At 60.6% G+C, this 16,268-nt stretch carries 8 protein-coding genes; 6 read left to right on the forward strand and 2 right to left on the reverse strand.

The features are described from left to right. The 6 genes from AADA15_RS06230 to drmC are packed head-to-tail and all read left to right on the forward strand — an operon-like array spanning position 1 to position 14,395. Complete coding sequence (locus AADA15_RS06230) at positions 1-396, forward strand: very short patch repair endonuclease (protein ID WP_341641012.1); 396 nt, start codon at positions 1-3, stop codon at positions 394-396. Beyond that, the gene (gene drmD / locus AADA15_RS06235; protein ID WP_341640686.1) at positions 387-3,497 is read left to right on the forward strand and encodes a DISARM system SNF2-like helicase DrmD; all 3,111 of its coding nucleotides are present in this window, start codon (positions 387-389) and stop codon (positions 3,495-3,497) included. Before AADA15_RS06230 ends, drmD begins: the two co-directional genes overlap by 10 nt. Beyond that, positions 3,494-7,804, forward strand: coding sequence for an Eco57I restriction-modification methylase domain-containing protein (locus tag AADA15_RS06240; protein WP_341640687.1), 4,311 nt, complete (start codon positions 3,494-3,496; stop codon positions 7,802-7,804). The genes drmD and AADA15_RS06240 overlap by 4 nt, the downstream gene beginning before the upstream one ends. 2 nt (positions 7,805-7,806) lie before the next feature. Further along, complete coding sequence (gene drmA, locus AADA15_RS06245; protein ID WP_341640688.1) at positions 7,807-11,793, forward strand: DISARM system helicase DrmA; 3,987 nt, start codon at positions 7,807-7,809, stop codon at positions 11,791-11,793. After that, positions 11,793-13,634, forward strand: coding sequence for a DrmB family protein (gene drmB / locus AADA15_RS06250; RefSeq protein ID WP_341640689.1), 1,842 nt, complete (start codon positions 11,793-11,795; stop codon positions 13,632-13,634). Before drmA ends, drmB begins: the two co-directional genes overlap by 1 nt. After that, positions 13,634-14,395 (forward strand): DISARM system phospholipase D-like protein DrmC, encoded by a 762-nt coding sequence (drmC, locus tag AADA15_RS06255; RefSeq protein ID WP_341640690.1) that lies wholly within the window; start codon positions 13,634-13,636, stop codon positions 14,393-14,395. The genes drmB and drmC overlap by 1 nt, the downstream gene beginning before the upstream one ends. Here drmC and AADA15_RS06260 read toward each other — a convergent pair. Both AADA15_RS06260 and AADA15_RS06265 read right to left on the reverse strand, forming a co-directional pair. Continuing rightward, on the reverse strand, positions 14,392-15,636 hold the full coding sequence (locus AADA15_RS06260; protein ID WP_341640691.1) for a radical SAM protein: 1,245 nt from the start codon (positions 15,634-15,636) through the stop codon (positions 14,392-14,394). The genes drmC and AADA15_RS06260 overlap by 4 nt on opposite strands. Continuing rightward, positions 15,636-16,268, reverse strand: a complete 633-nt coding sequence (locus AADA15_RS06265) for a hypothetical protein (protein WP_341640692.1) — start codon at positions 16,266-16,268, stop codon at positions 15,636-15,638. Before AADA15_RS06265 ends, AADA15_RS06260 begins: the two co-directional genes overlap by 1 nt.

A 16,268-nucleotide genomic window follows, 5' to 3' on the forward strand; every position in this document is an offset into this window, starting at 1 on the left:
ATGGCACGCGTGCGACAGAAGGGCACGCGCTGTGAAATCGAGCTTCGCAAAGCTCTCCATGCACGCGGATTGCGTTACCGAATACAAGTCCCGTTACTCAGCAAGCCTCGCCGAGTTGCCGACGTAGTATTTCCATCTGCACGCATAGCGGTCTTCATCGACGGTTGTTTTTGGCATGGTTGCCCTGAACACGCTTCATGGCCAAAAACAAATTCCGACTTTTGGCGCTCCAAAATCGAAACAAATCGCGCACGCGATACCGATACAAATCAGCGACTTGATAGCCTTGGCTGGAAGATAATCCGAGTTTGGGAACACGAAGATCCCGACGAAGCCGCTGCGCGCATCGCGGAGCTCGTGAAAACACGCAGAAATGAGGGTAAACGATGCAGGTAACGGCAGATACAAAAGCTACAAGCGTCCTTACCGCACCGGAACCGGGCCAGCTCGTCGAAGCTCGTCGTCGCCAATGGATGGTCTCGGAAGTCAACGGCGGGTCGGTCGCACCCGGTTTGCCCAAACGGCATCTCGTCCGGTTGGCCTCCATCGACGAGGATGCGCTCGGCGAAGAGATCGAGGTCCTCTGGGAGCTCGAGCCAGGAGCTCATGTCATCGAGAGGGCCGGTTTGCCTCGCTTGACCGGCTTGGACGACCCTTCGACACTGCAAGCGTTCCTTGATGCGGTCGTATGGGGTGCAGCGACGAACGCTGATCGCGGCTATTTGCAGGCCCCATTCCGCAGCGGTGTAAGCATCGAAGATTACCAACTGGATCCGCTCGTGCGAGCAATCGACATGGCGCGCACCAATCTTCTAATCGCCGACGACGTCGGCCTCGGCAAGACCATTGAGGCCGGGCTCGTCATTCAAGAGATGCTCCTGCGTCACCGCGCCCGCACGGTCCTCGTGCTCTGCCCTGCCTCCTTGCAGGAAAAGTGGCGCGTCGAGATGGAGGAGAAGTTCGGGCTTGAATTCCGGATCGTCGATACGGACTATGTCAAGCGTTTGCGCCGCGAGCGCGGTCTCCACGCTAATCCGTGGACGTCTTTTCCGCGTCTGATCACCTCAATGGACTGGGCCAAACAGGGCGAAGGATTGCGCCTTTTGCGGGACGCACTGCCCCCGCATGTGAGCCATCCCAGGAAGTTCGACTTGCTCATCATCGACGAGGCTCACAACGTGGCCCCGACCGTCGGCCGCTATGCCGTCGAAAGCCTCAGGACGCGGCTTGTTCGTCTGGCCGCGCCACACTTCCAACACAAGCTGTTTCTCACGGCCACGCCGCATGACGGCTATACTGAATCCTTCACCGCGCTCCTCGAGCTTCTCGACGATCAGAGGTTCGCGAGAAATGTCCTTCCTAGTGACCCCCAGTTGACCCGCGTTATGGTCCGTCGACTAAAGAGCGATCTGGTCGACGCCAACGGCAAGCGCATCTATCCCGAGCGGAAACTTGAGGCATTGCCGGTAGAATATGAGGGCGACGAGAGGAATGCCCGGAGCCAACTCGACGCATACATCAAGAGCCGCGAAGGCGGTGCTGATGGAGGACGGGCCGTCGATCACTTCGTACACCAGTTGCTGCGCAAGCGCCTATCATCATCTCCTGCTGCGTTCGCCGCCACGCTGGAGCGCCATATAGCGACGATCGAAGGTCGCTCGGTTAGCGACCGCAGCCAGAAAAAATTCGATGACCGCATTCTTCGGCGAGCGATAGCCAAGACCGAAGAGGACTACTCGGACGACGCGCAGCGCGACGCCGCCGAAGCGGAGGCAATCGAGGAAGCAGGAAAGCACGTCCGGCCACCGACCGACGAAGAACGCCGGATGCTCGACCGGCTGCGATCCTGGGCTCAGCAGGCGGCTCGTCGGGCCGACGCCAAGGCCACCGCAGTACTGGGTTGGCTGGCCAGACACCTGAAGGACGGTGACAGATGGACGAATGAGCGGGTGATCCTGTTCACGGAGTATCGCGCCACCCAGCAGTGGATGCAGGAGATCCTCGCATCGAGCGGCTTCGGGGGCGATAGGTTGGCTCTCATCTATGGCGGCATGGACCCAAAAGAACGCGAGAGCGTGAAGGCCGCGTTCCAAGCAAACCCCTTGGAATCCCCAGTCAGGATTTTGCTGGCGACAGATGCGGCGTCAGAAGGCATCGACTTACAGAACCATTGCCATCTGATGATCCACCTCGAAATCCCATACAACCCGAATGTAATGGAACAGCGGAACGGTCGCATCGACCGCCATGGGCAACGCGCCGGCGAAGTCGTCATATGGCATCCGGTAGATGCCGAAGGCGGCCAAGGCGACGACATCCTGCGCGCGCTCCGCAAGCTGGATGCGATGCGCGCCGACATGGGCAGCGTAAATCCAGTCATTGCGCCGCAACTACCTGATTTGCTTGAAGGACGCCGCCGTGACCTGGACACGAGGGAAGCCGAAATACGCATGGAGAAGTCTCGCCGTTTCGTGAAGGCTGAACGCGATCTTCGCGATCGTGTGGCAAAACTCCACGAACGGCTGAGCGAGACTCGACGTGAACAAAGCCTCGTGCCCGACCACATTCAGCGCGCCGTCAGCACCGCACTTCGTCTTGCGGACAAACCTGACCTGGAACCCGTTTCCCTGACGGGCGCTCCGGATGGCACGGTTTTCAGAATGCCGCCCCTCTCGGGTTCCTGGTCCCGTTGCCTTGAGGGGCTGGAACACCCGTATACACAGAAGGTCCGCCCCATCACCTTCGACCACGATGTGGCCAAGGGACGAGATGACGTCGTCCTCATTCACCTCAACCATCGACTTGTTCAGATGAGCCTGCGGCTCTTGCGCGCGGAAATCTGGGCCCGTGACGACGTAAAGAAGCTCCACCGGGCAACCGTACGCTCTCTTCCGGATGGGGAAATCGAAGGACCAGCCGTGGTGGTGATGTCCCGGCTCGTCGTGACCGGCGGGAACCATCACCGCCTGCACGAGGAGCTCACGGAGGCTGGCGGCTATATGCGTGATACCGGTTTCCGACGTGAGGGGGTCACGGAAGTTCGGCGTTGGCTCGAACAATCTCAGCCTGCGGCACTGTCGGATGCAACATTCGACGCCTTGAGGACACGTTTCGACAAGCAGCGTGATAACATTTTGGCGGCCGTCGACGCTCGATCCAAGGACCGTCTCCGTTTTCTGGTGAACACGATCGAGACACGCAAGCGCAGGGAAGCCGAGGACATCCGCCAAGTTCTGGACGACCTCGAAAAGGCGCTGAAAACCGAAATCGCCGCAGAGCAAATACCCGTCCAGCTCTCACTTTTCTCAGAAGACGAACGGACGCAGCTCAAGCGCGACCTTGCAGCCCTAGAAGCACGCTTGGCCAGAATCCCGAACGAGCGCGAGCAGGAGCTGAAGGCGATCGAGGAACGGCATTCCAATGCCGTCGACCATACGTTCCCCGTGGCCGTCGTGCTGCTGGTTCCGGATTCCCTCGCGACGGAGAAGCGCAGATGAGCAACGATCACGAATGGCTGAACCTGATCGAAGTATCAGGGCCCTTCCTCGCGGTGCCCGTGCTGCGCGACGTCTTTCCTCAAGGCCTCGAGGCGCTGCCCTCGGGACGACCTCAGCGACTTCGGCGCACCTACGAGGAATGGCGTGATGCAGTCGACACAGACGATCTCGACCTTTCCGCTCTGCACGCGGCTTGGATAGATGATGTGCTGAAAAATGCTCTCGAGATGGACGAGACGGTCCTTCGCAGGGGGGTGGCGCTGCCCGAGCAGCTGACTGTCTCGTTGCCAGAACACGGGGTCAAAGTCGCGCCCGATCTGGCTATCGTGAACCCCACGAACTCCGACGAGCCGCTTTTGCTCATCCAAGTTTATGGACCCGATACTGATCTTGATGCGACGCGCCGCTTCGATGGCTTGGCGATTACCCCGGCCGATCGAATGGTCGCTCTGCTCCGGGCGACTGGATGTCCAACTGGCGTCGTCACCAATGGCGAGCGCTGGATGCTCGTCCACGCGCCCGTAGGCGCCGTGGCAAGCTTCGCGAGCTGGTACGCGCGCCTTTGGGGTCAGGAACCGGAAACGTTGCGGGCATTCGTCAGCCTGCTGGGCGTCCGCCGCTTTTTCGGCCCCGACGACGGCAAACTTCCGGCGCTTTATGAACGTTCCCTGAAGCATCAGGATGACGTTACCGAAGCGCTAGGAGAACAAGTCCGCCGAGCCGTCGAAGTGCTCGTCCAGGCTCTCGACCGCGCCGACCAGGACCGAAATCGCGAACTCTTGCGTGACGTCGATCCGCGAGAGCTCTATGAGGCCGGCCTGACCGTGATGATGCGGCTTGTGTTTTTGCTGGCTGCCGAGGAACGCGCCCTACTGCTGCTCGGCGACCCGCGTTACGAGGCCTTCTACGCCATCTCCAGCCTCCGGATGCAGCTGCGCGCGGATTCCGAGGAAATCCTGGAGCGCCGTCGGTCCGCCTGGTCACGGCTGCTTGCTCTGTTTCGCGGCGTGTATGGCGGGATCGATCACCCGACCCTGCAGCTACCGGCGCTCGGAGGTTCGCTGTTCGACCCGGATCGTTACCCTTTCCTCGAAGGACGGAAGAAGGGCACGAGTTGGCGAAGCGATCCGGCCGAACCACTGCCGATCGACGATCGCACCGTTCTCCTGCTGTTGGACGCGATCCAGATCTTCGAAGGTCGCACGCTGTCCTACCGCGCGCTCGACGTGGAACAGATCGGGCATGTCTACGAGGGCCTCCTCGAGCGCACTGTGAAGCGCGTCGATGACGTCACACTCGAACTCGATAGCGGATCGAAGGCGAAGAGCCCGCGTGTGACGCTCGGCGAAATGGAGTCGGCGCGACTCGATGGCGCTGTCAAAGTGGCCGAACTGCTCAAAGAGCGGAGCGAACGATCGGAGTCCGCAATCCGCAACGCCCTCGATCGGACGGCCGACGACCGCCTTTCCGCACGTCTGCTCAGCGTCTGTCGTGGTGACGTTGGTCTGCGCGACCGCATTCTACCTTATGCCCCCCTGCTGCGGACCGATCCCTGGGGCTATCCGCTCGTGCACCACAAGGGCGCGTTCGTCGTGGTCCTCGGTGCCGACCGGCGCGAGAGCGGCACGCATTATACGCCCAAGAGCCTGACCGAGAAGATCGTCGCAGAAACGCTGACTCCGGTTGCCTACCGCGGCCCGGCCGAAGGCAAGGCGCCCGAGGAATGGGAACTCAAGAGCGCCGAAGACCTGCTGGATCTGAAGATCTGCGACCCTGCGATGGGGTCCGGGGCCTTCCTGGTGCAAGCGTGCCGTTGGCTCTCCGACCGCCTGGTCGAGGCCTGGGGGGCGGCCGAGGCCGACGGCAAGCGGATCGACAGCGAAGGACGCATCTTCGATGATGCGACCGAGGGGTTCGACCCGCTGTCGCAGGATGTCGAGGAACGCGCGATCGTGGCGCGCCGCCTCGTGGCGGAACGGTGCCTCTATGGCGTCGACAAGAACCCGCTCGCCGTGGAGCTGGCCAAGCTCTCGCTCTGGCTCACCACCATGTCGAAGGGGCGGCCCTTTGGCTTCCTCGACCACAACCTGCGCAGCGGTGACAGCCTCCTCGGGATCCATGACATCCGACAGCTGACCGAACTCAGCATGGCCCCGAAAGGATCGACGCAGCTCAGGTTGTTCGGGCGGAGCATTCAGGCTGCTGTGGAGAATGCCATCGAACTGCGCACCCGTCTGCGCTCCATCCCCATCCGGGACATCGGAGATGTAGATGCGATGGCCGCACTCGATGCCGAGTCACGACGCGCGCTTCTCTTGCCGCAGGCCGTGGCCGATGCCTTCGTTGGGATCATTCTGGCGGAAGCGCGCGCGACCGAACGGGCAGACCGACTTCAAGCCCTCGAAACCCTAGCCGACGCGGCGGCAAACGGGACCGAGGCTGCGGTGGATCGACTTCGTCGCGATGCGATGACGGACCTACGCATTGATGCACCTGATGGCCTTTCCCGCGACCCCTTCCACTGGCCGCTCCAGTTTCCTGAGGTCTTCGGCGATCAACGATCAGGGTTCGATGCGTTTATCGGGAATCCACCGTTTATCGGGGGCAAGCGAGTCAGCAGCGTCGCCGGCCCCGCCTATAATGTCTGGCTGGTCACGTCCAATCCAGGAAGCGGCCGAAATGCTGACCTCGTTGCGCATTTCTTCCGTCGGGCATGGAGTATGCTTCGCGAGGGCGGAGGGTTAGGGCTGCTTGCAACCAACTCGATTGCAGAAGGTGATACCCGACAAAGTGGCTTGGAGTGGATGGTTCACGATGGCGCAACTATCTACGCCGCCTACCCAAGCGAGCCGTGGCCGGGAAGAGCAGCCGTTGTCACGAGTAGGATTCACCTAAGGAGAGGTAAATGGCTCGGCACCCGCCGAATTTTTGATGACATCGTCGATGAAATCTCTCCATTCCTGACCTCAGGCACTCAGTGGAGCCCTGTTGCCCTTCAAAAAAATTCCAACCTCGCATACCAAGGCTCAATTGTGCTGGGAATGGGTTTCGTCTTGGATCAGGACACGGCCAGTCAGATGCTTGATGCAGATCCGGCAAATTCGGAGGTCATTTTCCCGTATCTCAACGGACAGGAGTTGAACTCTGATCCGCGCCAAGAACCATCTCGCTATGTGATAAACTTCTGGGATTGGCCTGAAGAGCGCGCGAAGGAGTACGCGCTTCCATACCAATGGCTCAAGAAACATGTTTACCCTGAGCGGCTCGAAAAGAGCTCACAGAACTCTTACAAAAACATTATGAGCATGTGGTGGCTGCATTGGAATGCACGGCCCGCACTCTATCATGCAGTCGGCCGAGGCCATCATTTCGAACGGCATCCAGCAGGCTGGGACCAGGAGCAGCACAGGCTTTCTCGGGTCCTTGCTGTCACCCGAGTTAGCAAAACATTGGCATTCAGTTTTATCTCACCGGATTGGGTGTACTCGGATGCAACAGTAGTTTTTGCCACGGACCGTCCCTCCGCTTTCGCGGCACTGCAAAGTAACATTCACGCTGTATTCGCTTGGCAGCACGCATCTCGGCTAAAAAATGACCTTAGGTACTCACCCACTGATGCTTTAGAACCATTTCCATTCCCCGACTCTGAGAATTCGAATGTGCTTCACTCTCTAGGAGTGGAGCTGGATGATCTTCGTCGGGAGGTCATGACCGCCAAAAATTTTGGGCTCACCAAGTTGTACGGCGAAATGCATTCGAGCGAAATCTCTGGTGCGGACATAGCTCGGATGAGGGAGCTACATCGCGAGATCGATCGCAGCCTCACCATTGCCTATGGCTGGGACGACTTGGAGCTGGAGCATGGGTTTCACGAGGTAGCGTATCTGCCCGACAATGATCGAACCCGGTTCACAATTTCAGAGGCTGCGCGTGCTGAGGTTCTTCGCCGCCTCTCTGAGCTGAACAAGCGCCGCCATGATGAAGAGGTTGAAGACGCGCCAGCCACCACATCAACCGGCACCACTCGGGCACGAGCCCCCAAAGTGTCAGCACAAGCCGAGCTCGGCTTCGACGCCCCTTCGCAGAACAGGCCGGGGTCAATAAACAGCGTAGGCTCCGCGGCAGACAAGATATTGTCTCACCTCAAGGCGCGTCGCTCCTGGCTGAGCAAGTCGGACATCCTCGCTTATGTCGACATCCCGGATGGCCAATGGAATTCCGCGATCAATGATCTGTTGGCGCGCGGCGCCGTTGAACGTCAAGGCGAACGCCGCAGCGCCCGCTACCGCATTTCCGAGAGTGATTGAAAATGACCGAGTTGATTGAACAAGCCGCCCCCCAGAATGCTGCGTGGATCCTCCATGGCGAGCCTGCCAGCAACGGACGTGCACTCCGGATCGAACTCGGCCCGACCGACGAAACCGCGGCTGCGCCTGGTGACTGGGCAGTCGTCGTAGGGTCCGACGATGCGGTGAGGATCGTCGGACGCATTCTGCGCGTCCGGTCGGATACCGATGGTCGGACCATCTATTTCGACCAGGCTCAAGCCGTTGATCCGGCGGTTCCTCTGACCGCGCTCGGCCTGACCGCGCCGATCGCACCGGCGACACGGCTGCCTTGGGGTGATTTCCTTCGTGTCCTTCCCTCACTCGGCGCTGCTTCACCCGACGCAGTGCCGCTGATCCAGGACGTGACCTACGTTCGCGATCTTCTCGAGGTCTCGGTACGGGACGATCTGCTCGGCCCAGCGGAAGGGCCGCACGAGCTGATCAAGGACATGAGCGTACGCGATCGCTATCTGGTTGGCAAGCTGGCCCCTCGACGCCCGAGTGACGATCAGGCCGCGCAGGTGGAACCGGCTTCCGGTGCCGATGAGGCGGGCGACCTCGAGGAAGAGCGGGCCGCACCGCTGCACGAGCCCGGAGCGGAGTTTCCGACTGCCACCGGCCGGGTAGAGCCCGAAGACGACGCGCTCGACGAGATCGACACGACGAACAACCAATCGCTTGTGCCATCGAGCATGGGACTGACCTTCTGCGTCGCGCCCGATGTGCCGGCGTTGTTGGTCGATGCCCGGTGGGGCCGTTACGAACGCGTCCCGAATGATGAGCATGACATCACCAAGACCCGGCGAAACCGCCAGACCGGCCGAGAAGAAGAGGTGAAGGTCAGGGTCTGGCGGCGCGTCCCGTGTGGTGGTGTGGTCCCGCTGCCGCTCGCCGACGGGCAGCTCAAACCGTCCACACCCGACCCCGACCAACCCGACGTACGTGTTCAGGGCACGGTTAGGACGAACGCCAAAGGCGAACGTCTCGTCACTCTGTTCCTCGTAAACGGACAGCTGGAGCCCGACGACAACAAGGATCGCGCATGGCTGTTCCAACCGGAAATCACCGTCGAGGCTCCCGAAGATCACGGTGATAGGTCGGTCTTTCGGCGTCGCCCCACGAACGAAGTTGTTGTCGACGACCCGGAACGTGACCGTCTCGCCCTCATCTATCGCAACCGGCTCGAGTTCGCGGTCGGCCACGGAGTGTCCGTTCACGCCGATACGACGCCCGAGGAGCCGACGAAAGCCCATCGCGTCAGAACAGAGATCATCCCGCGTTACGAAGTCGCCGTCACCGAAACGCCGGGCCTCGATCCTAGAGACCGCCCTGCCATGCGGCGCATGGTCGACGAGGGCTGGCTCGACATGACGCGGCTGGCGGAGATGGCGCCAGACGCGCTGCGCGACGCTCTTTCGTGCCTCGTCGACGATTACGCCGTTTGGATCGGCGAACAGAAAATCCGGCTGGGGTCGGAGATCACCGGCTTCGATGAACCGGGCAAGGACGTCATTCAGCGCTGCGAGGAGATCCTGCGCCGCCTCCGAGAGGGCATGGACACTCTCTTCGCCGACCCGAAAGCGATGGAGGCGTTCCGCTTTGCCAACCGGTCCATGTCGATGCAGCGTGTCCGAAGCATCTACGCTCTGAAGCGCAGACGGAACGAAACCGTCGACGTGACCACTTTGGACGTGCCGAAGAACAGATCGTGGCGCCCGTTCCAGCTGGCGTTCCTGCTCCTGTCGATTCCGTCGCTCGCCGATCCGATACACCCGGACCGGACCAAGCCGGTCGAGGCGTTCGCCGATCTCCTCTGGTTCCCGACGGGTGGTGGCAAGACCGAGGCCTATCTCGGTGTGGCGGCCTTCGCCATGGCCATGCGCCGACTAAAGAATGATCTCGGAGGCCTCGACGCATCACGCGGTCTAGCCGTCATCATGCGCTACACACTGCGACTGCTGACTCTTCAGCAGTTCCAGAGGGCGACGACGCTGCTCTGCGCGATGGAGGTCATCCGTCGTGCAGACGACAAAACCTGGGGCAAGGAGCCGTTTACGCTCGGTCTCTGGGTCGGCAATCGCGTGACACCGGGTACGACCGAAGCGTCTCACCAGGCTGTCGAGGCCATTCGAAACAACGATCGCAACAAGGCGGGTATTGCATCGCCTGCCCAGCTGACCAGCTGCCCGTGGTGCGGTTCGGAGATCTCCGGTGGTCGCGACATCGACGTCGACAGGATCGCCGGCCGAACGCTGATCCATTGCGGCGACAAGCTGGGCGGTTGCGATTTCTCGAAGGCGAAATCCACTGGGCAGCCTCACCCGGGGCTTCCCGTGAAGGTCGTCGACGAGGAAATCTACCACCGCCCGCCGACGATGATGATCGCGACCGTGGACAAGTTCGCGATGATGGCGTGGCGTCCCGAGGTTCGGAACCTTTTCGGCCGCGTCGATCAAGAATGCGGACGCCATGGTTTGCTCTGGCCGAGTCACGACTGCGGTACGGGGCACCGAGCGAGGGGCGCACATCCCGCCGCCAGTGTGAAGCCGGTCCGCGCGATCCGACCACCAGATCTCATCATCCAGGACGAGTTCCACCTCATCAGCGGCCCATTGGGCACAATGGTGGGTCTTTACGAAACGGCCGTCGACGAGCTGAGCAGTTGGGTTCTGGGCGAAAAAAAGGTTCGACCCAAGGTCGTCGCATCCACCGCGACCGTGCGGCGGGCCGACGACCAGGTGCGCAATGTTTTCATGCGCCGCATTTCTGTGTTTCCGCCCTCCGGCCTGGACGTCGAAGACAATTTCTTCTCGGTCCAGAGATCCATCCGCGAGAAACCCGGCCGACGGTACATGGGCATCTGCGCTCCCGGCAGCTCTCGCCCGGCTGTGCTAATCAGGACCTATACGGCGTTCCTAACCGCCGCGCAGGCGCTATTCGATCGGTTCGGCCCGGTGGCCGACCCCTATATGACCCTCGTCGGCTACTTCAACTCGTTGCGAGAACTCGGAGGGATGAAGCGTTTGGCAGAAGACGACGTCCAAACGCGTTCGTTCCGCGTCGAAATGAGCCTGGTGGACCGACCGGGGCTCGCGCAGCGCCGGGTCGAAGAAATCAGCGAACTGACATCGCGGGTCTCCAGTCAGGACATCCCGAGATACCTTGATCAGCTTGAGGTTCCTTTCGATGGCACCTTCGACCCGGCACTAGGCAAATGGGTGACCAACAGGAAGCCAGGAGAGGCCCGGCCGATCGATGCCGTTCTCGCGACAAACATGCTGTCGGTCGGTGTCGACGTGAATCGCCTCGGCGTGATGGTCGTAAACGGCCAACCAAAGGGAACGGCGGAATATATCCAGGCAACCAGCCGTGTGGGCCGCACGCCGCCGGGACTCGTGGCGACAGTGCTGACTTGGGCACGGCCCCGCGACCTGTCACACTACGAGACCTTCGAGCACTACCACGCGACCTTCTACCAGCACGTCGAGGCGCAATCCGTCACCCCGTTCTCGCCACGGGCATTGGACCGAGGGCTCACCGGCGCGATTCTGTCCATCATGCGTCACTCTTACGATCCCTTCGCGGCAAATGACGGCGCTGGCGCCATGAACAGTCCGAGCCGCAAAGAAATGTTGGATACGATCGGCGCCGTCGCCACTCGCACCTGGGAAGTCACTGAAGACTCGGGGAAGAAGACCTTGACCGAAGCCGAGATGAAGAGCCGCGCTGACGATTGGGCCAATGAAGCGGGCGTGGGCGGCCGTACGCTCGTCTACCAAAAGCACGGCGCAGGACCCACTGCCTATCCGCTACTTTCGGCGCCGGGGATCAAGCCTTGGACCGACTGGACGGTCCCGATGTCAATGCGCGAAGTCGAACCCGGTGTACGGCTCGTGATGGAAGATGATCGATCAACCAGTGATCCGACATGGCGACCACGGGTGACGCAGCCCGAGGAGGACCAATAATGAGCAGAACACCCGTAGGTGAAATCCGCCCCAGCCAGTTACTCTGGACCTACGGTCCAGGAGCATTGATCGATCTCCCTAACATGTCGGTGGTCACGATGGGGATCGACCGCTGGGAGAAAGACAGGTGTCAGCCGATACAAGAGGCACGCTTGCTTGCCAATGTCCGCAGCGTGCTCGGGCCTCAGGTCGAGGCATTGCGGATGCCTCCCATCGGCGAGAGGGACGTCGTAGACCCCTTTTCTGCTGCAGCGCTGATCGGCGTACCCGTCAAGCCGTTCCCAAGATGGCTACGCTGCGTCAAGTGCGGGCTGCTATCGCCCTATGACGCCGGCTTGTTTAAGCTGAAGGAAAACAGGTATCGGCCTGAGTTGACTCGTTTCGTCCATGAGGGCTGTCGCGGGTCGAATAACGATCAAAGGGCGAGGGATGCCGATGCCGTCCCGGCTCGCTTTCTAATGGCATGTCGAGCTGGCCACCTCGACGACTTTGCCTGGCATTGGTTCGTTCATGGCGGGCCTAGCACTTGCCGCGCGACGCTGAGGTTTTTCGAGAGCGGCGCATCACTTCAAACCGAGAACCTGTGGGTCAAATGCGACGGCTGCGGTGCATCGAAGAACATGGCGCAGGCTTTCGGTCAGGCTGGTCGAGAAAATCTTCCGGGGTGCCGCGGGCGACACCCGCACATCGATAAGTTCGAAGACGATTGTACAGAAGACCCTCGTGCCATCTTGCTTGGGGCGACAAATGGTTGGTTTCCCGTGACGCTATCGGTCTTGGCCATACCGCAAACAGGAAGCCCCCTCGCGCAGCTAGTTGCAGACGGCTGGACTTTCTTCGAAGACGTAAGTTCAGCCGCAGAGGTCGCGTTCGTCGCGAAGACACTCAAGAAGACCGCACAACTTCCCGGCATCGAACAGTACAGCGATGAGCAGATTTGGTCCGCCATCGAAACCCATCGCAATGGTGGATCGGTCGTCGATCAAAGTGATCTGAAGGGACCCGAATGGGATATCCTGACAGATGACAATCCGCCCACAGATTATCCGCACTTCATGAGCAAGAAGGTTGGCACTCCTCCGGGCTTCGGTACGGCGATCACACGCGTCCTCTTGCTGGAGCGCCTTCGTGAGGTGAATGCACTACTGGGCTTTACCAGGGTTGAGTCCCCAGACGAAGGCACGGGAGACGACGCAGCCCCACGGGCTCCACTCGGACGCGCTGCGCCGAACTGGGTTCCGGCCACACAAGTTCACGGCGAAGGTATTTTCATCCGTTTCGACAACGACGCGTTGAAGAGTTGGGCGGACAAGGAACCAGTTAAAGCGCTCGATGCTCGGCTCCGACAAGGGCACCGAGGATGGCGTCAAAAGCGAAACCTCGACCCGAACGAAGGTTATCCAGGCGTCCGCTACGTGATGTTGCACACCCTCGCGCACATGCTGATCCGAGAACTTGCGCTTGAGTGCGGGTACAATGCTGCGAGCATTCGCGAGCGGATCTATGCTGAGGTCGATGACAGCAGGGATCAGGCTGGATTTCTCATCTATACCGCTGCAGCAGACTCCGATGGCACGCTTGGGGGACTGGTGGAGCTCGGCAAGCCCGAGAACCTCGGTCGTCTTCTACGCCAAGCGCTTGACCGCGCCCACATCTGCGCCTCCGACCCTCTGTGCGCGGAACACGATCCTAGCAAGGATCAGTCGCTTCACGGCGCCGCGTGTCACGCTTGTTCGTTCGTCTCGGAAACGTCATGCGAGAGGGGAAATCGCCATCTCGACCGTTCCCTCGTGGTGCCAACGCTCGAACACCCCGATGCAGCATTCTTCGAGAACATCTGATGGAAAAGATGCTGATCGCTGCCACGGATCTCGTGGCCCTTCTGTCACCGTCGAGGATCGAAGCACTTGCTCATCGTGTCCGCGGCTCGCAGGCGGCCGAGCAAGATGGGAGCCTGCACCGGATAGTTAGCACGCCGGCTGCACGCGCAGCCCTTGATAACTTAATCGCAGCATGGAAGCAGACCGAGATTTCGGGTGATTTGCTGGCCGGCATCTTGGTCGGTGGATCTTTTGCCCGACAACAAGTGCAGCGCGATAACAGTGTCGAACTCGTTTGGACGGGCCCAACGACCCCCTCAGTCCCTACCCGCCGAACAGAGCAGGTGCTCTTAGATCTGATCCATGGCGCAACGCGGGACCTCTTTATTGTCAGTTTCGTTGCATATGACGTCTCCTCGGTAGTCGATGCATTGAATGCCGCAACTACTCGCGGAATTGACACCAGAATACTGTTGGAGACATCCAGCAGCCATGGCGGGAGCCTCTCCGTTGATCCCGTTTCGACGATGCGAAGCTGTGTTCCTTCGGCGTCCTTGTACGTATGGACTGACCGACCCTATCCGTTTGTCGAAGGAAGGGTTCACGCAAAGGTGGCTGTCGCTGACGGCAACTCGGCATTCTTGACCAGCGCGAACCTTACTGGACACGCACTCGAAAAAAACATGGAAGCCGGCGTGATCATCCGTGGAGGAAATGTGCCAAGCAGTCTTCGTGAGCATCTTCATGCCTTGATCCAGACCAGAGTTATCCGCCCAGCCTAACCTGCGCCGTTTTCTCGCCCGGTCTCGCCTTTCACCCCAACCACCACCATCCCCGTCAAATGCCAGACGGCAGCCATCATGATCCCCATATTGAAGGCAAACTCGTTGGCGCAGCTCTGCTTGAAGAACTCGCCCTCGAGGAACATACAGGATCCCTTGCAGAGCTGAACGACGGGGCAGGACATGCATTCCACCCGGAAGGCAAAATGCGTCGCGGTATCGAGCGCGATGCCGTCAAACTCGGCGACATGGCCGATCTTGTGCACGCCCTTCGCACCGGTGTTCTGGCAGGTCATGACGTTTCCGTGCAGGTCGACGGCGATCGCGTCTTGGCTGTCCATCCCGCATTTCTGGCCGAGGGCCTCGATTGGCCGCCGACGCTGGATCGAGGCATAGAATTCGTTGATGCGTTCCCCAAGGCCGAAGGCATTCGGGTCTTCGACCAGCGCTTTGAAGATCGACCGCGTCAAGCTGTTCAGTTCCGCGGGCTCAAACCGCCCTGTCCCGATGGCGGTCGCGGCGTCATAGACATTCACCACGCCTTCGAGCCCGACGAAGACATCCGGCCCGACGTTTTCTGCAAACCAGGCCTTGAGGGCCCGCAGGTCGTGATGCTGGCGCGTCAACACCGCATTGAACCCGGTCTTTTCGGGGCGCTCGGCCAACAGGGTTTGGATCCAGTGTCTCTTGTCAGGATCGTCGAACGGATCCGGCCCGCGCAGATGCTGCCCCGGGCCATCATGAGAGATTGTGATCGCGATGTCATGCGTGGAAATGAAGTCGAGCTTCTCGCGGTCAAGGAGTGATCCGTTGGTGATGATCGAGAAGGTAGCCGTAGTGAACCGCGCCGCCAACGCCGGCACCAACCGCTTGATCTTGGCCCAATAAAGAAACGGCTCACCACCCCAGAGCTCGATCTTTTCCGGGGCGTCGGTGATCCAGCCGTCGAGCTGAGTCAGGAAGTGCTCGACATCGGCCAGCTTCGAGACCGTGGCATCGGCGATCTGGAAGGCCTGGCTGCAATAGCTGCAGGCATAGTTGCACGACAGGCCGAGTTGGATTTTCAGGATGCGGGGAGCGCGAGATTTTCCGATGGGCTTGTCTTTGGCCACGCGGGCAACCGGTGCAAAGCTCCCCCGTTCGACCGGCAGCGGCAGCCCCTCGCATTCGGAGGTGTGCGGGTTGTAGCGCACGGAATGACGACTGCCGTCACGCGCTTCCAAAGTCAGATCAAACCACATCAGTCGAACAGCCTTTCTTCGATAGCGGTTGGCAGGTTGACGCGGAAGTTCGCGACGACCTGAACATGCGGCGCGCTCCCCTCGTAGGGGTGCTGGTTGTGGGGAATATGAGAGGGAAAGAAGACCGAAAGCCCCGGTCGCGGATTAACCGAGAAGCCATGACGGCTCTCATAAGGCAGCCGCCCCTCATCAAAGTACCGCGACGGATCCTCGATCACGAAGCGCGGGGTGCCCACGCTGTTCACCGGCTGGCCCGATCCACCGCCGGTCAGAAAGTGGACGCAGGTCAGGTCCCCCTCGCGGCTGTCCTTATGCGTCGAGATGAACCCGCCAGGCTCGATGATCAGCGCGCGGTTTTCGCAATGGTTGGGGTCGAGGTAGGAAGCCCAAGGGCCGAGCACGGCACGCGCGCAGGCGAAGAGATGCGCCTTCAACGCTTGCCCCGCCGCGCTGCCATCGAGAATGCCGCGCACCCGGCGTTTCGCGGCGCTGGGCGGTTTCGCGGTTTTCCCAATCTCCGCCGCCGTAATAGCCTCCTCGGCCAGAAGCCGGTTTACCTCCCAGTCAGGCGGGGTTTCAAAGAAGCTGACCCGCGTCGGCCAAAGCTCAATGGTGGTGCTGTGAATGTCCAC

It is taken from the genome of Phycobacter sedimenti (genome assembly GCF_038148855.1).
GTDB classification, from domain to species: Bacteria; Pseudomonadota; Alphaproteobacteria; order Rhodobacterales; family Rhodobacteraceae; genus Phycobacter; species Phycobacter sedimenti.